14 protein-coding genes are annotated in these 21,504 nt (G+C 60.3%); 9 read left to right on the forward strand and 5 right to left on the reverse strand.

All coding sequences use genetic code 11. The annotated features are described in order from the left end of the window. Positions 1-22: 22 nt before the first annotated feature. From Enr13x_RS29425 to Enr13x_RS29450, 6 genes are all read left to right on the forward strand, one after another. Positions 23-2,002 (forward strand): ATPase, T2SS/T4P/T4SS family, encoded by a 1,980-nt coding sequence (locus Enr13x_RS29425; RefSeq protein WP_145390409.1) that lies wholly within the window; start codon positions 23-25, stop codon positions 2,000-2,002. Between the two features lie 589 nt (positions 2,003-2,591). Beyond that, entirely contained in the window at positions 2,592-3,938 is a 1,347-nt protein-coding gene (locus Enr13x_RS29430) for a DUF1501 domain-containing protein (protein WP_145390410.1), read from the forward strand. After that, positions 3,935-6,460, forward strand: coding sequence for a DUF1549 domain-containing protein (locus Enr13x_RS29435; protein ID WP_145390411.1), 2,526 nt, complete (start codon positions 3,935-3,937; stop codon positions 6,458-6,460). The genes Enr13x_RS29430 and Enr13x_RS29435 overlap by 4 nt, the downstream gene beginning before the upstream one ends. Beyond that, complete coding sequence (locus Enr13x_RS29440) at positions 6,460-8,610, forward strand: hypothetical protein (RefSeq protein ID WP_145390412.1); 2,151 nt, start codon at positions 6,460-6,462, stop codon at positions 8,608-8,610. Before Enr13x_RS29435 ends, Enr13x_RS29440 begins: the two co-directional genes overlap by 1 nt. A gap of 149 nt (positions 8,611-8,759) precedes the next feature. Continuing rightward, positions 8,760-11,795, forward strand: a complete 3,036-nt coding sequence (locus Enr13x_RS29445) for a WD40 domain-containing protein (protein ID WP_145390413.1) — start codon at positions 8,760-8,762, stop codon at positions 11,793-11,795. Positions 11,796-11,858: 63 nt separating this feature from the next. Continuing rightward, positions 11,859-13,322, forward strand: a complete 1,464-nt coding sequence (locus tag Enr13x_RS29450; RefSeq protein ID WP_145390414.1) for a Gfo/Idh/MocA family protein — start codon at positions 11,859-11,861, stop codon at positions 13,320-13,322. Between the two features lie 173 nt (positions 13,323-13,495). Here Enr13x_RS29450 and Enr13x_RS29455 read toward each other — a convergent pair whose 3' ends face one another. The 3 genes from Enr13x_RS29455 to Enr13x_RS29465 form a co-directional block, all read right to left on the reverse strand. Next, a complete protein-coding gene (locus Enr13x_RS29455; protein WP_145390415.1) occupies positions 13,496-13,993 on the reverse strand; it encodes a GNAT family N-acetyltransferase in 498 nt (165 codons plus the stop codon). A gap of 218 nt (positions 13,994-14,211) precedes the next feature. Further along, complete coding sequence (locus Enr13x_RS29460; protein ID WP_145390416.1) at positions 14,212-15,147, reverse strand: DUF1559 domain-containing protein; 936 nt, start codon at positions 15,145-15,147, stop codon at positions 14,212-14,214. Between the two features lie 71 nt (positions 15,148-15,218). Continuing rightward, entirely contained in the window at positions 15,219-15,899 is a 681-nt protein-coding gene (locus Enr13x_RS29465; protein WP_145390417.1) for a hypothetical protein, read from the reverse strand. A gap of 135 nt (positions 15,900-16,034) precedes the next feature. Here Enr13x_RS29465 and Enr13x_RS29470 point away from each other — a divergent pair, with 135 nt between their 5' ends. The 3 genes from Enr13x_RS29470 (at position 16,035) to Enr13x_RS29480 (ending at position 19,245) form a co-directional block, all read left to right on the forward strand. After that, on the forward strand, positions 16,035-16,934 hold the full coding sequence (locus Enr13x_RS29470; protein WP_145390418.1) for a DMT family transporter: 900 nt from the start codon (positions 16,035-16,037) through the stop codon (positions 16,932-16,934). 105 nt (positions 16,935-17,039) lie between these two features. Further along, positions 17,040-18,083: a galactitol-1-phosphate 5-dehydrogenase gene (locus Enr13x_RS29475; RefSeq protein WP_145390419.1), complete on the forward strand. Its 1,044-nt coding sequence runs from the start codon at positions 17,040-17,042 to the stop codon at positions 18,081-18,083. Positions 18,084-18,120: 37 nt separating this feature from the next. Further along, positions 18,121-19,245, forward strand: coding sequence for an aldose epimerase family protein (locus Enr13x_RS29480; protein WP_145390420.1), 1,125 nt, complete (start codon positions 18,121-18,123; stop codon positions 19,243-19,245). 190 nt (positions 19,246-19,435) lie between these two features. Here the strand turns inward: Enr13x_RS29480 and Enr13x_RS29485 are convergent, their stop codons facing one another. After that, positions 19,436-19,717: a membrane or secreted protein gene (locus Enr13x_RS29485; RefSeq protein ID WP_231743848.1), complete on the reverse strand. Its 282-nt coding sequence runs from the start codon at positions 19,715-19,717 to the stop codon at positions 19,436-19,438. 105 nt (positions 19,718-19,822) lie between these two features. Then, positions 19,823-21,430 carry a serine/threonine-protein kinase gene (locus tag Enr13x_RS29490; protein WP_145390421.1) on the reverse strand — a complete coding sequence of 536 codons (1,608 nt, stop codon included), beginning with the start codon at positions 21,428-21,430 and terminating at the stop codon, positions 19,823-19,825. Between the last annotated feature and the right edge of the window lie 74 nt (positions 21,431-21,504).

Below are 21,504 nucleotides of genomic sequence, written 5' to 3' on the forward strand. Positions count from 1 at the left end.
GAAGTCGATCGATCCACCCGATGTGCTGAACCCCAATCATCCGACCGAAGTGATGCCGATGATCAAGCTGCGCCGAATCCTCACCGTGATTGATGTTGAGACGTCCGCGGAATCACCGCTCACCGATGCATTGGCCCTGGCGGGACGCAACCAAGCGGAATTGCACCTGCTGCACGTCGTGGCCAAGCACGCGATCCCCCGCTTCGGCAGCGAGAAACGTTTACAACAGGCCCGCGAGAAACTCTCTGGCCTGCAAATCCCCAACGAACAAGTCGCGGTCAAACGCGACATTCGACGCGGAACGCTCATCGATTGTGTCTCCGGCTATGTCCGCGATCACGGCATCAACATGCTCTACCTCGCCCCGGAAGGCGTCGGCGCAGCAGACAAAAAGGAGTTTCGCTCGATCGTCCATCGCGTGCTCGACGTGCTGACCATCCCGGTTTTGATCAAACCCTTCGAGAATCAAGTCGAATCGGATCAAATCCATCGGGCCGCCGAGGCGGTCGACGCGCTCGGCGACGAGCCCCGGACCGGACAGCACGACCAGACCCTCACGCAGCTGCGTGACGCAGTCGAAGCGGAATTGCAATTGCCCCGCGAACAAGCCGAACGCCTGGTCGCGCAAATGGAAATGCGAGGCATCTTGACCTGGACGGAATCGGCCGCAGACGACGACCAGGAAGCGGATCACGGCCACTGGCAGGTTGACTTAGACAAAGCCGAGGACGCCCCCCCGTCGGCCGAGGCTGCCGAAGACTTCGCCGACTCCACCACGGCGATCAGTTTGCTGCGTCGGGCGATCGAAGCCGAGGCCACCGACATCCATCTCGACCCGCTCTCCAAACATGAATACGTCGTCCACTTTCGTGTCGACGGAAAGATGCAACAGTTCTGCACCATGCATCACAACATCGCTTCGCAAGCAATGAAGCAACTCAAACTGATGGCCAACGTCAGCTTGTCGGACCCGTTCCGGCCCGCCGAAAGCCGCCTGGAGTTGCCCGATTCGATCTCGACACACGAGGTCCGCATCACGACGGCACCGGTCGCCCAGGGCGAAGCCATCGCGTTGCGATTGATCGACTACGAGCAGTCGCGCAAACCGCTCAGCGAGTTGGGGCTCTCCCAAAACTCCTTCGCCTCGGTGTACCGCATGCTGCATCGGCGGTCCGGAGTCGTTTTGATTAGCGGCCCGACGGGCGCCGGCAAGACGACGACGGCGTACTCGATGCTGAATGTCCTGTTCTCGGAAAAACAAAACATCATTTCGATCGAAGACCCGGTGGAATTGATCGTTCCCTTCATGAGACAAATCGACGTCGATCAGCGGCACGGATTCACGATGCAGGCGGGACTGTCGACCATCTTGCGGATGGACCCCGACGTCGTCTTCGTCGGCGAGATTCGCGATCGGGAAGGTGCCAAGGTCGCGATGCATGCGGCCTCCTGCGGAAAACGCGCGTTCAGCACGATCCACCGACGCGACGTCTCCTCGACGCTCTCGGCGATGCAAGATTTCGAGATCGATCCGACCGCGTTGGCCAGCAATCTGGCCGGGGTGATCACTCAGCGACTGGTCCGCCGACTGTGCACGCATTGTTGTCAGATCAGTCCGGTGACGAAGCAGGAACAAACGCTCTTTGAAGCCCACAACTTGGTCGTGCCGACGACCGTCGCGCGACCCAGATCCTGCCAGCACTGTCACGGCACCGGATACAAAGGCCGGATCGGTGTCTTTGAAGCCGTCGTGATCGATGATGAATTGATCGACGCGATCCAGAAACGCAAACAGGAATCGGAGATCCGATCGATCATCCGCGCCGGTGGGGCCGGCTTGGTACGAGACGCCTTGATGAAGGTCCGTGACAAAATCACGTCGATCCAAGAAGTCCAAGACATGAGCTGGATGACCGAAACCATGCCGATCGAAAGCCCGGCGGAGAATAAAGCCGATTCCTATCAACGCGGCGCACCGTTCCTTCACCTGCCCACCCGTTGAGAAGCAAGCGGATCGGATGCCCCTCCCCGCCGGAGGTCTTGCAGTTTTAAAGTTGTCGAGAGTCAACGGTTTGCGTCACTCTCGTCCTGGGCATCGGTGTCGACACCACTTCAGTCACCCTCCCTGGCAGGGAGGGTCGAGCGCAGCGAGGGAGGGTCGAGCGGTCGTCGCTGAACTATTTCGAGCCACAGACCCCTCCCCGCTCCGAGCGTAAACTCCTCAACTCCTCCGCGTCCCTCCCACAGGACGTCGATTGTATAAGTGGCGGAGTCTAGCGGAAGACGCCAAGACTTTCGCTGCGCCGGCCCTCTCTGGCGTTTGCTTGCTGCGCAAACGCCGTCTCTCCCAGGGGGAGAGAATCTAAATCAGTTGCCAGATCCTGCAGTAAAAGAATCGACATCCCACAGGGAGGGTGACTTGAAACGGCACGAACTCTCTTTGGAGGTCGACGGAAGAGGTGCCGACATCAAAAAGGTTGCATAAACCCCCGTTACACGGCTATACTGCAAATCGATGCATCGCTCGGGCGAATGGAATGCACCCGCCCGGGTCCCACCTGAATCATCCCCCCCCTCACCCCGGCCTGATCATGTTGACGATCAAGGGTCCCTCCAGTCGCTATTGCGACGGGCGCAACCGGCGTAGCTTTTTGAAGATCGGCGGCCTGTCCTTCGGCATGGGCGGCCTCTCGCTAGCGGACCTGTACCGCGCCGAAGCTTCGTCTTCCTCGCCGCGATCACACAAATCGGTGATCAACATTTTCTTGGCCGGCGGTCCACCGCACCAGGACATGTGGGACATCAAGACCGAGGCGCCCAGTGAAGTCCGCGGCGAGTTCCAGCCGATCAACACCAACGTGCCCGGCATCCAGATTTGCGAGGTGTTCCCCAAACTTGCCGCGCTGATGGACAAGTCGGCGGTCATTCGCAGCGTCGTCGGTTGCCGCGGCGGACACGACGGGATGCAGTGCTTTACCGGCTGGGAAGGCAACTCGTTGAAGAACCTCGGCGGACGGCCTTCCATCGGTGCGGCCGCGGCTCGGTTGTTCGGCCCCGTCGATCCCTCGGTGCCGCCCTTTGTCGGGCTGGCCGCGCCGACACGTCACGTCCCCTGGTCCGACTCCGGTCAAGCCGGATTCCTGGGGTCGGCCTATTCGCCCTTCAAGCCCGACGGGCCGGGCATGCAGAACATGACGCTGAAAGGAATCTCGTTTGATCGTTTGCAAGATCGCCGCCGGTTGTTGAACGAACTGGACACGATGCGACGAGACATCGACATCAGCGGTGCGATGGAAGGCATGGATGCGTTCGGCCAGCGTGCACTCGACGTGCTCACCAGCAGCAAGCTGGTCGATGCGTTGGACCTGTCCAAGGAAGACCCCAAAATCGTTGCCCGCTACGGCGACGGCAAACCGTACAACTATCAGTACGACGGGGCCCCGACGTGCAACGATCAATTGCTGATCGCGCGTCGTCTGGTCGAAGCCGGCGTCCGCGTCGTCAGCCTCAGTTACGGTCGTTGGGACAGCCACGGCCAAAACTTTGACTTGGTCCGTGACCACGGCGGCAAACTCGACCAGTGCTTGAGCGCGCTGGTCAATGACTTGGACGAGCGGGGCATGTTGGACGATGTCGCGATCGCCGTCTGGGGTGAATTCGGACGCACCCCCAAAATCAACGCCAACGCCGGACGCGATCACTGGACCAAAGTCAGTTGCGCGTGGCTGGCCGGCGGCGGGTTGAAAACCGGTCAAGCCATCGGTGCGACCAATCGAATGGGTGAAGAAGCGGTCGAGCGACCGGTCGACATGCAAGAGGTCGTCGCAACCCTGTACCACACCCTGGGCATCGACACCCACTCGACCACCATCGCCGATCCGACCGGACGCCCCCAGTTCCTGGTCGACAGCGATCCGATCGCCGAGTTGATCGCATGAACCAAACCGATCACAAAAGTGGCGTAAGCTTCCAGCTTGCGACCCCCGTAAGCTTCCAGCTTACGTCCAAGATTCTCACCTTCCTCGCACTGGTCTGCCTTGCCTGCACCCACTCGGTTGCCGACAACGCGCTGCGCATCGACAACACCGAAGGCGCTGCGGCCACCGACTTGGTCGGAACCGACGCCCGGCTGCAACTGATCGTTTCTCGATCCGAGTCCAACGGGATGACGACCGATTGGACGCGGCGGGTCACCTTCACCGCGTCGCCCGAAGAGCTGATTTCGATCGATCCCACCGGATTGGTCACTCCGCTTGCCGACGGAACCGTCACGCTGTCGGCGACCAGCGACGATGGCGCGAGCGCCACCGCGACGCTGGTCGTTTCCGGCACCGGCCAAGCCCAACCGGTCAGCTTTTGCGGGCAAGTCGTTCCGATCTTTACCAAGTTGGGATGCAACGGCGGCGGGTGCCACGGGAAGATCGCCGGTCAAAACGGGTTTCGACTTTCGTTGCTCGGGTTTGAACCTGGCGAAGATCACAAACGATTGGTGGCCGAATCACGCGGACGTCGTGTTTCGTTGGCCTCGCCCGATCGAAGTCTGTTGTTGATGAAAACGATCAATGCGATGCCGCACGGTGGCGGAGCCCGGACCGATCGCGACTCACACGAGTACCGCGTCCTGCGGCGATGGATCTCACAGGGCATGCCCTACGACGAGGGCGAAATCCGGACGGTCCGTTCCATCCGCTGTTATCCCGAGGTTCGGCGGATGGCCGGTGGCGGCGAGCAACAACTCTCGGTGATCGCCACGTACAGCGATGGTTCGGTCGAAGACGTCACCCGAGCGGCGGTTTACGAATCCAACGACACGCAAATGGCAGAGGTCAGTGACACGGGACTGGTTCAAACCGGCCAGCTGGTCGGCGATGTCGCCGTGATGGCCCGCTACCAAGGTCACGTGACGGTGTTCCGCGCCGAAATCCCGCTGCGGATTGATGTGCCGGCCGAGAGGATCGCCGCCGATGGTGATCCGACCGCACTTGAATCGGACAACGTGGTGGACCGGTTCGTCGGCAAGAAACTCCACTCGTTGGGAATTCCCGCGTCGCCCCCATGCGATGATGCGACGTTTCTTCGACGCGTGACGCTGGACCTGACCGGTCGGCTTCCCACCCTGGATGAAACCAACGCGTTCCTTGCCGACGACGCTGTCGACAAACGTGCCCAGTGGGTCGAACGCCTGTTGGCGAGCGACGATTACGCCTCGTTCTTTGCCCGCAAGTGGGGCGTGATCCTGCGCAACCGACGCACCGGCGGTTCGCTGCAAGTCTCGAACATGTTGTTTCATCATTGGTTGAAGGAATCGTTCCGCGACAACAAACCGTACGACCAACTTGTCGATGAATTGCTGACCGCCAGCGGCTCGCTGTTTAGCAATCCGGCGACCGCCTGGCTGTCGCAAGTCACCGACCAGAACGAACGTGTCGAAGACATCAGCCAATTGTTCCTGGGACAGCGGATTCAGTGTGCCCGTTGCCACCACCACCCGTACGAGAAGTGGAGCCAGGAAGACTACGCGAGAATGTCGGCGTTCTTCTCGACGATTTCAAAGAAGACGCAGGGCACCGACGTGACGTTCGTGACCCGCGTCGCCGCCCCGTCGGCCAAGCATCCCAAAACGGGCCAAAACGTATCACCGGCCGGACTCGATGCCGAAGCGATTCAGCCCGATGCGGCGACCGACCCGCGTCGTGCCCTGAGCGACTGGGTCACGTCGCCAGAAAATCCGTTCTTTGCCAAAGCACTCGTCAATCGATACTGGAAACACTTTTTGGGACGCGGATTGGTCGAACCGGAAGACGACATGCGGGTCACCAATCCGCCCTCGAATCCTGAATTGATGGACGCGTTGGCGGCATCCTTTGTCGAATCGAAATACGACGTCAAAGCGCTGATTCGGCTGATCTGCAACTCCGACGTCTACGGCGCCTCCTCCGACGCGCTGGCCGACAACGTGATCGATCGTCGCAGCCACTCGCGTTACTACCCCAAACGTTTGCAAGCCGAAACGCTGCTCGATTCGATCGATGTCGTCACCGGAGCGTCCACAACGTTCGCCGGCATGCCGGCCGGAACGCGCGCCGTGGAATTGCCCGACACCGGATTCAATTCGTATTTCTTGTCCGTGTTTGGTCAACCCGATTCGAAGACGGCCTGCGAGTGTGAACGATCCTCGGAGGCCAACCTTGCGCAAAGTCTGCACCTGCTCAACTCGGAAGAGATGCAGAAGAAACTGACGCATGACCAGGGACGAGCCGCCGCGTTTGCCGCCGACGCCTCACGACCGACCGAAGCCAAGATTCGAGAACTGTACAAGTTGGCGTTGAGCCGTGAACCGACCGACGCTGAACTCAAGTCGACGCTGAGCTATTTGGGGGATCGCCACAATCAAAAAGAGCCCTGGGAAGATTTGATCTGGGCCTTAGTGAACTCCAAAGAGTTTTTGTTCAACCACTGATGCCCCACCCATCCCACCCTTTCCCCGCTGGTCGGTCGCGCGGCGACAGACTCGATGTTCGCGATGTGCTCGTCGCCGTATCCGCCATGATCTGCATGGCCGGCGGCAGCGTTCACGCACAGCTGCCCGAGATCGGGCTCAGGGCGCTTTCCCAATCGTTCGTTGCCCCCGGCGAGTCCTACGAAGTCTCCATCGCCGAAGGTGCGAACACGGAAGAGGTTCGCGAACTTGTTTTTTCGCATCCGGGCATCACGGCGACGTTGTTGAGCGGCCCGGCCAGACCGCTGACCAAGATCGAAGCGCCGCGTTACGGCAGCTTCAGTGTAAAGGTTGCCCCCGAGGTTCCCGAAGGACGCTATGAAGCCCGTGCGGTCGGCCGCTTCGGGATCTCCAACCCGCGCTCGATCGTCGTTCAGAAAGAAATTCGAATCGTGCCCTCGGTGGGCGCTGACGCGTCGACGCCCACTCCCTTGCAACTGGGTCTGACGCATTGTCGACGCGTTTCACCGCAGCGACGCGATTTTTATTCGTTCGACGCAACCGCCGGTAAGCAATACAGCGTGCGGGTGATCGCGCAAGCCATCGATTCCCAACTGATCGGCGCCGTTTCAATCACCGATGCCAAAGGGCGCACGTTGGACAGTGCGATCGGCAGCGACCATTCGGACGTGCAGCTCACGTTGACGGCGACCGATAGCGGCCCGCTGACCGTCGCGGTGCACGACGCCCTGTTCCGCGGCGGTGCGGCCTATCGCTACGGCTTGCTGGTGACCGAAGGCATGTCGACACTGCCCCACTTGCGAACCGAGTTCCCCAAATCAGTCAGCGTGGTAACGCGGGATCCGGTCGCGGTCGACGAAACCGATGTGCCCGTCGAACTGACGGTTCCGGCGTGCGTGGAAGCCAGTTTTGATTCCAGCAGCGATACCGATCAATACCTTTGCAAGTTATCCAAAGGCAAACCGGTATTGATCGAAGTGATTTCCGATCGGATCGGCCAGCCGACCGATGCGCGTTTGATCATCGATCGATCAGTGGTCGACGCATCGGGAACGCAGACCTGGCAACGGGTTGCAACCGCCGAAGACGGCCCCAATCTCTCGGACTCCGTCATTCGACTTGTCACCGGCGATCCCGTGCTGCGTTTCCAACCACCCGAAGACGGCGACTATCGAATCACGGTCGCGGATTTGGATACCGGCCGATCGCTCGGCGAACGTCAACGGTATCAACTTGCCATCGGCCCGCCCCACAAGGATTGGCAATTGCTGGCCTATCACGTCTATCCCCACAAAGATCCCAACACGTCTCAGCCCTCGGGAACGCATCTGATGCGTGGCGGGGCGAGAACGATTCGTGTGTTCGTGATCCGAAACCAGATGTCGGCGCCGATTCGGGTTTCGATCCCCCAATTGCCGCCGGGACTGGTTTGTCGTCCAGCGTGGATCGCGGCCAACCAAAACCACACCGATTTGGTGATCACCGCTTCGGACCAGGCACCGACCCGACACAGCCCGTTGCAGGTCGTCGGCGAAGCGACCCATGACGGTGAGAACCAAACGCGACAGGCACGTGCGGCATCGGTCATCTGGCAACGAGACGGCTATCGCCCCACCGCACACACGCGGTTGACCGATCAACTGATGGTCGGATCATCCGATCTGGACACCTGTCCGATCAGCATCGAACCGACCAGCCAAGACGTGGTGGTGGCGAAAAAAGGAACCAAGGTCACGGTCCCGATCAAGGTGACGCGTCGCGGGGGAGGATCGGAAGCCATCGTCCTGAGGGCTCAACACCTGCCGCCAGGTGTCGGCGCCGCTGATCTGACGATCGCCAAAGACAAATCGGAAGCCGAGTGGACGATCGACGTGAAAAACAACGCCGCCGTGGGCAGCTACTCGTTCTGGGGTCAGGGCGAAACGAAGGTCAAGTTTTCCGTCAACCCGCAGGGGCTCACTCGTGAAACCCAATACCGCGATGCGTTAAAAACCATCCGTGCCGATCCCAACCGCTCCGGCGACCATCAGGAAATCGACAAGGCGATCGCGGAAACGGAAAAGCGGATCGAAGCGATCAAAAAACAAGTCGCCGCCAAAGATTTGACGATCTACGTCCCGATGAGTTTGATCACACTGGAAGTCCAGTGAGTCGAGAGTGGGATAGGCTTCCAGCCTGTCATTCCGGCGTCGACAGGCTGGAAGCCTATCCCACTTATTTCCGTGCGTTGCTTACGAATTGAGATTGATGTTGCGCAAGTCCCTTGGACGAATCCCTTCCTCCCTCCCACCCCGTTGCAATGATGCGTGACCGATCGCTTCCCATCGTCTTGATGCTCTGCTTCCTTGCACCCACCGCGGTGGCCGAGCAAACCGATCCGAACGAGCCGCTCAGCTACGCCCGTGACATTGCACCGATCTTGCAACGCAACTGCGTCGCCTGTCACCGCGCCAAACAAGCCGAGGGTGGGCTGTCGCTGGAGACACACCAGGCGATCCAGGCCGGCGGCGACAGCGGATCGTTGCTCGTTGCCAAGCAGCCCGACTCGAGCGTGCTGTATCTGCGGGCGAGCGATGACGACGATCCGATGCCACCGGACGACAACACGGTGGGCGCCAAACGGTTGACGGCAGAGGAACTCGCGTTGCTGCGGACCTGGATCAACCAGGGCGCGATCCTGGACGGGCAGGTCGACGACGATGAGATCGCTTGGCAACCCATCCCCGAATCGGTTCGCAACAGTTATTCGATCGCCGTTGCACCGGACAACCGCATGATCGCGATCGGGCACGCCAATCGGGTCGAACTGCGCGACGCGCATTCCGGTCAACACCTAGGAAATTTGATCGACGAAAGCCTGCCCCAATCCGGCGTCGCAGACTTTGACGTCGTCCAGGCCATCGCATTTTCCCCGTGGGCCGATCGGATTGCCACCGGCGGCTACCGAACCGTTCGCATCTGGAAACGACAATCGACCGAGCCCTCCGTTCCGCTCGCCCTTCGCCACGCGTCGGGGCCCACCACCGTCAGCCCCGACCGGGCTGCGGTCGCGGTGGTCAATGCCATCGGTGACGTCGAAATCCGGACGACGGCTTCCCAGGAATTGCGGGTCACCCTCCCCAGTCTTGGACCGGTCGCCGGGATCGCCTGGTCGCACCCCGAACAATTGGTGGTGGGATACGAAAGCGGAGACATCGGCATTTATGGTGCTCACGACGGAACGTCCATCCGACGCATGAAGCTGGACCATGCCATCGCAACGGTCGCGCAGAGCAGCGACGGAAACTTTGTCGCCTCGCTCGGCACGAACGGTCAAGTCCGGCTGTTTAACGGCGACCAACCGCATCCCTCGCAAATCGTCGACGCGCTCAACGACGCCACCTCGATCGCGTTTTCCGCTCCCGGCACGTTGGTCGTTGGCACCGCGTCGGGCGTTTGCAAACTGATCGATCCGGCAGCTGACAAAGTGGTGCGTGAACTTGCTCATGGATCAAGTGTTCCAGCGCTCGCCATCGACAAAGCGGGAAAGACCCTCGTGACCGGTGGCAGCGATGGGATTGCAAAACGATGGAACACCGAAGACGGAAAGCTGTTGCAAACGTTTCTCGGCGACAGCCAATCACAGCTTCGGATCGCCTCGCTGGACCGGGACGTCAAACGCGAACAGTCGTGGCTGCAAACGTTGGAGGGCAAGACGAAGGAACTCAATCAGTTGCTCGAAAAAGAGGAAGCGGCGCTGGCGAAAGTGACCGAGGCTCGGGAAAAAGCCGTCAAGGAACTCGATGAAAAAGCCAAACAGCGTGACGACACGGCCAAAATGATTGCGGGCACCGAACAAACCATCGTCGACGCCCAAGCGAAGATCGACACATCGACGCGGGCCGCCGCGGATGCGGAGTCCTTGATCGCCAAGAACCAGGCTCAAATGGAGTCGTTGAAGACCGAGTTGCAACCGTTAGAAAAACAGTCCGCGACCGCCGTCTCGCAAGTGCAACTGGCCCAGGCAAAAGTCGATGAAGCCAATCGAATGCTGGCCGCTGCGAAACAGTCGGCCGAGCTTCTGGCAAAGCAAGTGGAGGCGAAGAAAACACAACTGGCGAGCGTCACCCAAACCAGTGCGGCCGCTGGTGAAACCCTGGCGAAATCCAAAGCCGCGGCGGCTGAAGCGGCCAAGCAACTCGAATCCGCCAAAGCAACACTCACCAAACAGCGCGAGTCCCTTGCCGCGGTGGAGAAAGAGGTTGAAAAGAAGCAGGCCGACGCAGCCGAACGCGAACAAGCACTGGTGACGGCGCAAAAAACGCGTGATCGTGCGTCTGCGAATCTGCCCGAGCACCAAGAGACCCTGCGGCAGCGAAACAATCACCTGGCGGATCTAAAACATCACCACGCCAACCTCGTGGATCGCCAAAATCAATCGCCGGCGATCTCATCGATCGCGTTGTCCGACGACGAGGCGTCGCTCGCCGTGGTCGATGTCGAAGGCGGCGTGCGGACGTTTCAATTGACTGATGCGACGCCGCTGGAACGATTCCAGCTTTCCGACGCCACAGGCTCCAACGTTTTCGCCGACGCCTACTTCCTGGATCAACACCAGCTGGTCGTCCATCGTCACAGCGGACCTCCCCTGACGATTGATTCACGGCAGCGGTGGGTTCTCGAGCGGACGATCGGTGGGCTTGAGTCCGACCTGATCTCCGACCGCGTGACGTCACTGGATTTTCGCGGCGACGGGCAATCGATCGCGATCGGCAGCGGGACGCCCAGCCGTCAAGGACAGGTCTTGATCGTCGCCACGTCCAACGGCGACGTGTTGCGTCAGTTTGACGATCTGCACAGCGATTCGGTGTTGTGTGTTCGCTTTTCACCCGACGGCCGACTGCTCGCGACCGCTTCGGCCGACAAGACCATCCGTTTGTTGGACGTGCAGACCGAAGAGGTCGTCGGTGCGCTCGATGGACACACCCATCATGTCCTGTCGGTCGCCTGGAAACGCGACGGTCGACTGATCGCCAGCGGAAGCGCTGACGGAACGATCAAGACATGGGACGTGGAAACCGGCCAACAAAAACGCACCATCGGCGGATTCCCCGATGAAGTCACCGCAGTGGAGTTTTTGGGCGACAGCACACGCGTAGCCAGCAGCTGCGCCGACGGACAATTGCGGATTCACGAAACCAACAACGGCGGGTCGGTCGCGGCGGCCGCGGCCCCGGGCGATTTCCTGTTCACACTCGGAATCAGCGCCGACGCCAGCGGCGTGTTTGCCACCGGCCAAACCGGCACCGTGCACGTCTGGCAAACCGAAGGGTTAAAACCCGCCGGACAGTGGTAGGGCAATGCCACCTACCGGCATTTGTTATCTTCAAGGCCCCCTCCCTATCCACAGGATTGCCCCATGACGTCGCCACAGAATCCCAAGCCCTCGCGTGTCTCTCGGCGGACGTTTCATCGGGCCGCGGCGGCGACGTTCGGGGCCGCCGCCGGCTTTCACTTCTTTCCCGCGTTGGCGGACAAGAAACTTGAGAAACCGACGCTGGCGGCGATCGGCGCCGGCGGCAAGGGGCTGTCGGATATCAACGGTGCGGCCAAGGCCGGATTCCAAGTCGTCTCGCTGGTGGACGTCGTCGATGCCCGACGACTCGGTAATCCGCCAGGTGACCGCAAAGCCGTCTCGCGTTTGAAGAAACTCTCCGGCGTGCGCGAGCAATACGACGATGCCTCGTTTTACCGCGACTACCGCGAGATGTTGGCCGACACGGGCGACAAGGTCGACGCCGTGACCGTCTCGACACCCGACCATCACCACTTCCACGCCTCCGCGATGGCGATGCTGGCGGGGAAACATGTCTATTGCCAAAAACCCTTGACGCATGGGATTTGGGAGGCGCGGATGCTCAGCGAACTCGCCGCCAAAACCGGCGCCAAGACGCAAATGGGCAATCAGGCCCACGCCAACGACCACATGCGACGCTGCGTCGAACTGGTCCGCGCAGGAATCGTCGGCAAGGTCCGAGAAATCCATGCCTGGACCAACCGACCGATCTGGCCGCAAGGCTTTGCCAAACCGCCTGAAAAAGAACCCGTTCCCGATGCGATCGATTGGCAACAATGGTGCGGACCGGCCCCGTTTGTCGATTACAGTTCACGCATCGCGCCCTTCGCGTGGCGCGGTTGGTGGGATTATGGAACCGGCGCCCTTGGCGACATGGCCTGCCACATCATGGACATGGGTTTCTGGGCCATGGATGCCAAATCGGCGCGCAGTGTTCGTGCCACCCAAGCCGGCGCGACCGATCTGTCCCCGCCGATCAACTCGGTCTTGAAATGGGAATTCGATGCGACGCCTTATTCCGCCAAAGACGGATTCGCGTTTCACTGGTACGACGGCTACATCGATGCCAAATTTGATCGCCAGAGTTGGCAATTGATCAAGAACGGTGACGAGTACAACCATCCCGACAAAGAGGTCTTGGGGGACGTCGATTTTTCACGCTATGGAAGCGTGATCATCGGAGACGCCGGCAAACTGTTCTTCAATCGAGCACGCAACAATTGGGTGTTGGAAACGGGCGCGTCGATCGACCGGTTCGATTGGCCAGACGAATCGCTGCCGCGTGCCAACCAACAAAACAGCTACGTCGAATGGATGGACGCGGTGACCGGCAATATCGATCAAGCCCAATCGCACTTCGGCCACTCCGGCCCCATGACCGAGATGATCTTGTTAGGCGTCATCGCCCAGCGCAATCCCGATGAAACGCTGCAGTGGGATTCCCAATCGATGACCATCCGGGGACGCGATGACCTGAGCAACTTGGTCCGCCGCGATTATCGCCAGGGCTGGGAGTCACCGGTCTAGCACACGCGCCGCTCGCCGACCGGCCGATGCTCAATCGGGATCCGACGCGTCAATGGTGAGCCGCTGGCCGTAAGGCCTCGGGCAGGCGCCACGATGCCCGGCCGCTTACGCGTCACAGCTCACTCAATCAACAGCCAGTGGCCCGTGACGCAATGCCCCGATACGTGCGTGCTTCAGGTACGCAGGGTCAATTGAAAGTAAGCGACATCCAACCAGCGATCAAATTTGCGACCGACTTCGGTGAACCGGGCGACCTCGGTAAAGCCGAGCGACTTTTGAAGTTCCATGCTGGCGAGGTGTTCGGTGCAGACCCCACCGATCAAGACATGAAACCCGAGTGCTGACGCTCGTTCGATCAGATCGGTCAACAGCGCGCGTCCGATCCCACGTCGATGCCACTGGTTGTCGATATAAAAGGAAACCTCGGCGGTTTCGGAATAGGCCGGACGGGGATGCCACTGGCTCAGCGAAGCCCAACCGACGACGGTCCCGTCGACGCAATAAACCGTCACCGGATGCCGCTCGCCATGTGCCCTCAGCCAGGCGAGCCGATCCGGGATCGATTCAGGTTCGGTGTGAAACGTGCACGTGGAAGTGCGAACGTAGTGATTGTAGATGTCGCAAATGGCGGTCGCGTCGGATTCCTCGGCGAGCCTGATCAAGGTCTCCATCAACTCCCTCGGATCGTCAACGTTTCATGAAAGCGGAAAAACGAACAGCCGCAGAAATCTACGCGGAAAAGGGGTCAGGCCCCAAAAATGCGCAGCACCCTATGGGCCATTTGTTTTTTGGGGCCTGACCCCTTTTCCGCTTGACCCCTTTTCCGCTCGCCGAGAGTGTTGACGGACCGCCGCTGACAATCAAGGCCCTGTACCAGAACGGCGGAAATCTAAAATTCTCCGACAATCTCGTTGCCGTGACGTGTCGCCAGGGCGTCGTAGAGTTCGGCGTCGATGTTCTCGGTGATCGCGCGGACGGAACCGTCGCAAAGGGCGAACTGGCAGAGCCCCACGTGGGGAGCGGCGAGACCTTTGTCATCGCCGTCTTTCTGGTTCGGTCGAAATTGGGTTTCAAACAGCACCATGTGTCCGTGGTCGTCGTCCAGTTCGTCGATATCGCGAACCGCCGCACTCCACGCGTTCTCAAATGAACTGTGCCCGCCGGCGGTGGTTTGGCTCAACGGGATCGGTCCGTTGTGCCGCTCGCCGAACGCCAGGGTGTTGGACAGCCCATCAACGATCGCCGCGACCCGCGTCCGACTGTTGCGATAAAACACGCCTCGGCTTGCGGTCGGGGTGTCGTCCAAGTTCGTCGACGGGTCGGCGGGTCCCCAGTTGGCCGCATAACTGGCCGCCGCGTACTGCTCGATCGGGTCGGACGACTCGTCGCGAATCACAAAGGCATCCGCGGAATACGTATCGCTGGGGCACAAGAAAACTTCTAACGGAAGCTCGCGTGCCTGCTGATTTTCCGGCGCCCAAACCGGCCGGTTGTAATCAAACAACACCGCGACTTGCCCTTGTTCAAGCTGTGGCAACATCGCCGCTCCCCAAGCCAGTCCCATGTGGTTGGCCGGCCGCATGGGAGTTCCCTGGGGACCGGGCTTGTGCAAGTAGCCCGATGGAAACACTTTGAACGTCGCTTCGTAATTGTGAAGCCCAAGGGCCAGCTGTTTCAGATTGTTCTGACAAGACATTCGACGGGCGGCTTCCCGCGCCGCCTGGACCGCCGGCAGCAACAACCCGACCAGGATCCCGATAATCGCGATCACGACCAGTAATTCGACAAGGGTAAAGGCGGACCGGCGGGGCGAGGCGTGAGTCATGGCGTTTCAATCGCAGGGCTGGACAAGGACGGAGGATCTAGTGGCTGAATTTTCTCATCGGCCTGGACAGATTACTCTACAACCACGTCCAGTTCACCCATTCGGTAGACGACATTCTCTGAAACATCAAACGCGTGGCCCGCCGCGTCCATCGCCCAGTCCGTGAACCGGATTTCGCTGCCTTGCTCCGCGAACAGCGTTTGTATTTGGGGTGGCAACGTTGCTTCATATCCGCCTTCCTGACCGTTTTTCTCCAGATCCAAACTCAGCGTCAGCCCGGCGGATTCGACGGTCAGCCGAAGGACCGGCGGCGCCGGACCGACGTCCCAGCGTTCCCACGGACCTTCCTCGGATTCCGAGAGAAAATAAACCGTCAATCGATCCGGAAACCCCTCGACGATCTCAACGTGTGGACCCAATGGAACGGGACGCTTGGTTGGTTGGGGCGCCGAAGCCAGCTCGCCCTTCCAGCGCAAGCTCACGATCGTTCCACCATGGGGAGCCGGCCAGTGGCGGTGACCGTGCGCATGGGGATGGGCGTGGGCGCCGCTGAAGTTGTCGCCATGGTCGTGGTCATGACGATGCGGATCACCGTGCAAATGTTTGTGATCGTGCCGTAAATCGGTCTGCGTATCGATGACGACGACCGGGGCCGGCGGCGTGGATTTGCCGCAGCCCAAACCGCCGAGCAACGTAGTCGCCGCCACGGCAGTCCAAGCGACGGCGAATCCGGTGGTGGTGATGCGTTTCATGGATCGATTGTACTGCAGTAGCAAATCATTGCCCGCCCCGTTGCCCGACTCGATGCCGGTCCTGCGCCAAAGCGTCACTTCCGCTTTGTGGCAACTTCGCTAGGCTATCGGTCCCTCCGCCACCCCCAGCCTGCCGTGCTCGAAGACTCGTACCACCTGCTGTTTCCTCTCGCCGCCAGCGTTCTATTCGCTTGTGGCCTGCTTTTTTTGAAACGGGCAACCCTCGAAGGGGCGAATCCGTGGACGGTGTCGTTGGTCGCCAATCTGTGGGCGGCGACGCTGTTTTCGGGGTTTTGGTTTCTCGAGAGCGAACCGGTCAACGTCTGGCTGCTCTGGCAACCGGCGCTGGTGGCGGTATTTTACATCAGCGGTCAGATGGGGACGTTTTTTGCGATCACGCACGGCGACGTCTCGATCGCGGCCCCGCTGTTCGGTATTAAAGTGTTGCTGGTGGCGATTCTGGCGACGTTGATCGGTGGCCAAAGTCTGCCTGCGGCGATTTGGTTGGCGGCCACGCTGGCGACCGTCGGCATCGCACTGGTTCAGTGGACGGGGTCGGGTACCCACAGCCGCATCGGCTACACGATTCTGAGCGCGATGGCTGCCAGCACGTCGTTTTCGATCTTTGACGTTTTGGTCCAGCGGTTTTGCGCTTCGCCGATTGCGGCGTGGTCCACGGGACGTTTTTTGCCGATCATGTTCTGGTTCGTCGCCGGCTTCTCCACCGTCTTTTTGGTCGGCTTCCAGCGGGAAAAATTTGCGCTCCCCGCGGTCCGGCGTTCCCTGCTGATCGGCGGATTGCTGATCGGTTTACAGGCGCTCTGCATCGTCTTCACTCTGTCCGCCTTCGGGGACGCACCGCGGGTGAACGTGGTTTATTCGATGCGGGGCATCTGGGGCGTCCTACTTGCCTGGGGGGCGGCGTTGATCTGGGGCGGCAGCGAAGCTGATTTATCACGAAAAAAGATGGTCTTTCGTCTCGGCGGCGCCCTGTTGATCACGATTTCGGTCGTGATCGCGATTCTGTTTGGATAAGGCTCGCAAACGCGGCAAGCTGCATCTCATTGCGTTAAATCCGTTATCTTTTAGGCTAACGGTTCGAATCCGTTTCACCTCTCCCCCTGACCGAGATCTTGACGCATGAAAGCGATGTTGTTGACCGAGTACAAACACCTGGAAGTCACCGAAGTGGACAACCCCACGGTCGGCCCGAAAGATCTGCTGGTTCAAGTGAAAGCGTGTGGCATCTGCGGCAGCGACATCCACGGGTACGACGGCAGCAGCGGGCGTCGAATTCCGCCCTTGGTGATGGGGCACGAAGCGTCCGGAGTCGTTGCCGAAATCGGCAGCGAAGTGACCGGTTTTGCCGTCGGCGATCACGTGACCTTCGATTCCACCGTTTCCTGTGGCGATTGTTTTCACTGCCGCCGCGGCGAAATCAACCTGTGCGACAACCGCACCGTCCTGGGCGTCTCGTGTGGCGAGTATCGTCGTCACGGTGCGTTCGCCGAACTGGTCTCGGTGCCCCAACACATCTGTTACCGATTGCCCGAAGAGATGCCGTTCGAACACGCCGCCTTGATCGAAGCGGTCTCGGTGGCCGTGCACGCGGCCAACCGAACGCCGGTCCAACTGGGTGATACGGCGGTGGTCGTCGGCAGCGGCATGATCGGATTGTTGACCATCCAAGCGATCCGACTGGCCGGATGCGCCAAAGTGATCGCGGTGGATTTGGACCAGGACCGCCTGGACGCGGCATTGTCGCTGGGGGCCGACGTGGCGCTCAAGGCCGACGAGGTCGATGTCGCCGAAGAGGTTCGAAAACTGACCGCCGGCCGCGGCGCCGATGTGGCGTTGGAAGTCGTCGGCGCCAGCGCCACGATCGACACCGCCATCGCCTGCCTGCGCAAGGGCGGCTCGATCACGCTGGTCGGAAACCTGGCGCCGCGCGTCGAAGTCCCCCTGCAAGCGATCGTCACCCGAGAATTAAACGTTTTTGGTACATGCGCCTCGTGCGGCGAGTACCCTGCGTGCATCGAATTGATGCGGAGCGGCGCCATTCAGGTCGCACCGCTGATTACCGCGACGGCAACACTCGAAGAAGGCCCCGAATGGTTCTCACGTCTTTATGCCGGTGAGAAAGGTGCGATGAAGGTGGTCATTCAACCGGGCGTGTCGGCGTAGCCTGTCCCCCAAATTATCCCTCCCAATTTTTCCGATCATGAAACGAATCTCCGCGCTCCTCTGGCCCTGTTTCGGCCTCGCCCTGACGACGGTCCTGCTGCTTCCGCATGTCGGCAAAGCGGTGGAAGTCGAAACGGCCGATGACATCCAGTTCTACACGCTGAACAATGCCAACGGCATGACGGTGCGAATCACCAACTATGGTGCGATCATCATGTCCATCGTTGTCCCCGATCGCGACGGCAACATGGCCGACGTGGCACTCGGGTACAACGACATCGCCAGCTACACCAACGCCGTCGACAAACCCTATTTTGGTGCCGTCGTCGGTCGTTACGGGAATCGGATCGCGAAAGGAAAGTTCACCATCGACGACCAAGAGTACTCGCTGGCGATCAACAACCCGCCGAACAGCCTGCACGGCGGAATCATCGGCTTTGACAAAGTCATCTGGAACGGAAGCGTCGACGACGAAGCCAACGCGGTGACGTTGTCCTACCTGGCCAACGATGGTGAAGAAGGGTACCCGGGAAATCTGAATTGTTCGGTCACCTATCGGTTGACCGACGACAATGCGATCGAAATCGATTACCTGGCCACGACCGACAAAGCGACCCCGGTCAACCTGACCCAGCACACGTATTTCAATCTCAAGGGCGAGGGTGAAGGCACGATTCTGGGCCACGAACTGATGATCAACGCCCGCCGTTTCACCCCCGTCGATGAAACGCTGATCCCGACCGGCAAGACACAGGCGGTCCAGGGAACCCCGTTCGATTTCACGACCGCAAAACCGATCGGCCGCGACATCGCGGCGGAAAACGAACAATTAAAATTCGGCGGCGGCTATGACCACAACTGGGTCCTGGACAAGGGCGGCCAAACCGGCGAGATGACGCTGGCCGCATCCGTTTACGAACCCAAGACCGGACGCGTGCTCGAAGTCTCGACCACCGAACCGGGCCTGCAGTTCTACTGCGGGAATTTTCTCGACGGACGACTGACCGGAAAATCGGGAAAGAGCTACGTCCACCGCGGCGGCTTTTGTCTGGAAACCCAACACTATCCCGACAGTCCCAATCAGCCGAACTTCCCCTCGACGATCCTGAAACCGGACGACGAGTACGTCACCAAAACGATCTTTAAGTTCTCGACGCGCTGAATCGGTCGTTCTTGCGGCATGCACAGCATGCCCTACGGCAACAACCGATGCGAGCAACTCGTTCCCAGGCTCCCGCCTGGGAACGCCATCGACCGCCGGCTCCGCCGGCCGAATGCGAGGCGGAGCCTCCGAGACAGTGTGTCCCCAGGCGGAGCCTGGGAACAAGTTCTTGCGGCATGCACAGCATGCCCTACGGCAGCAACCAGGGCGTGACCTGGTTTTTCATCTGGTTCCGCACCGGAAGCGCCAACGGGTTTTGATAGTCCGGCGGACGCATCGAGTTGTCGTCCGGACCGATGTCGGCTTGTGGAAACGGGTCGTGCACGACCGCGTTGGCTTGCTGGTAATTCATCGGCCCCGGCGGAGCCACCCAGCCGCGGTTGACCAAGCTTTGGCAACCCATCAAGCCGGTCATCGCCAGGGCGAGCCAAACACCGCCACAAAGGCATCGTCGATTGATTCGTGCGTCCATCTTCCATCCCATCAAGTGGCGTAAGCTTCCAGCTTGCGATCCGTGGCCTAAGCTCCAGCTTGCGATACACACTACAGGGCCGTGCCACCCGGGCGGTAGCCCAATTCATTTGTTGCGGCGGCGATAGTGCTGGCTGATCGCGAGGATCGAAACCAGGTACATCGCCCCGAACAGCAGCGGGGCAATCCCCGGCCACCAGGCCATCAGCGGGGCGACCAGAAAAAACGCGATGCCCGCCAGTGCCGAACCGCCCCAAATGTGACCGGCCATCGCCACAAAGGCGAATCCGCTGAGCGCCGAGGCGAGCGGAAACAACGCGGACTGGTTGATATCCCCGATGAACAGCAAGACATTCACGACCGCCAGGGCGCTCAGGTAGCCCAGCCAAATCGACCAAACCGGGCGTTCGGCAATGCTGCGGGGGGACAACGATCCGTCACGGGCCCGATAAATGGTGCCAAAAATCAGCGCAAACATCGTCAATCGCGGAATCCAATACGCGATCGAGGGAGGAAAATTCATCCTCAGCAACACAAAAATCAACACGTGCGTGACGAAGATGATCAACCCCAGCAACAGCAACGTCTCGTGCCAATGCAGGAAATGATCTTGGTGCTGGTCGCGGCCGATCTCGCGGGCCACCCGTTCGATCAATCCGCTGCCGGCCGCCTTGATGGTGTCACCGGCGAGATAACGATCCAGATCGTCGGCCAGATCGTCGGCGGATTGGTAGCGGCACTCGGGTTCATAGCGAATCGCTTTCAGGCAAACGTTTTCCAGATCGCGTGACAATTGCGGGCGGTAACTGCGTGGCAAACTCGGTTCATCTTGCAACACACTGCGGATCACTTCGGCCGGATTGGAGCCCTCGTGCGGCGGCACGCCGGTGATCAGCGCGTACAGAATCGCGCCGAGAGAATACACGTCCGACGTGACTCCCGATCCGGCATTGCCGGACGCCTGTTCCGGACTCATGTAATTGGGTGTCCCCAACACTTGCCCCGTCCGCGTCAGCATCGTCCCCTCACGACTCCACTTGGCCAGCCCGAAATCGGCCACCAACGGCCGGCCTTCCTGGTTGATCAGAATGTTGTCCGGTTTGAGGTCGCGATGCACGATGCCCGCCCGATGCGCATACGCGACGGCCCGTGCGATCTCGCGGACCATTTCGGCGGCCCGGGTATCACTCAGGGATTGGTCTTCGACGAACTGTTGCAACGTCGGCCCGTCGACCAACGTCATCGAAAAGTACTCGTGGCCGTTCCACGTCCCGATCTCGTGAATCGATATGATCCCCGGATGATCCAACCGCGCCGCCGACTCGGCTTCCATGCGAAACCGTTTGCGTTCTTCTTCGCTGGCCAGCACCCCGCTGCTGATCAACTTCACCGCGACCGGGCGATCGAGTCCCGATTGACGTGCGCGATAGACGACCCCCATGCCTCCGCGGGCGATCTCGGATTCGATCTGGTACGACCCGATCTCCTGACCGCACAGCGACACGATCTGCGGCGCGGGGGCCTCGCCCATCCAGTGATGGTTCCGAAAAAAGCTACACAGCTCATCGGCGTGCTGCGGGTAGCGTGCCAAATAATCCGCCGGGTCGGGCGACTGTCCGTCTTCGAGACGTTCCAGATACTCCGCCAGAATCTCGTCCAAGGCGTCGTCGCCGTCGACCGGCGTCTCGTTCGAATTGGATTTGTCGGTGGCCATTGGTCAACTATAACCGAAGAGAGACCGTCCGAGCGTAGGGCAGACTGTGCCTGACGGCCCGATGGTATACACAG

Origin of the sequence: Stieleria neptunia, from assembly GCF_007754155.1 — a bacterium.
GTDB lineage: Bacteria > Planctomycetota > Planctomycetia > Pirellulales > Pirellulaceae > Stieleria > Stieleria neptunia.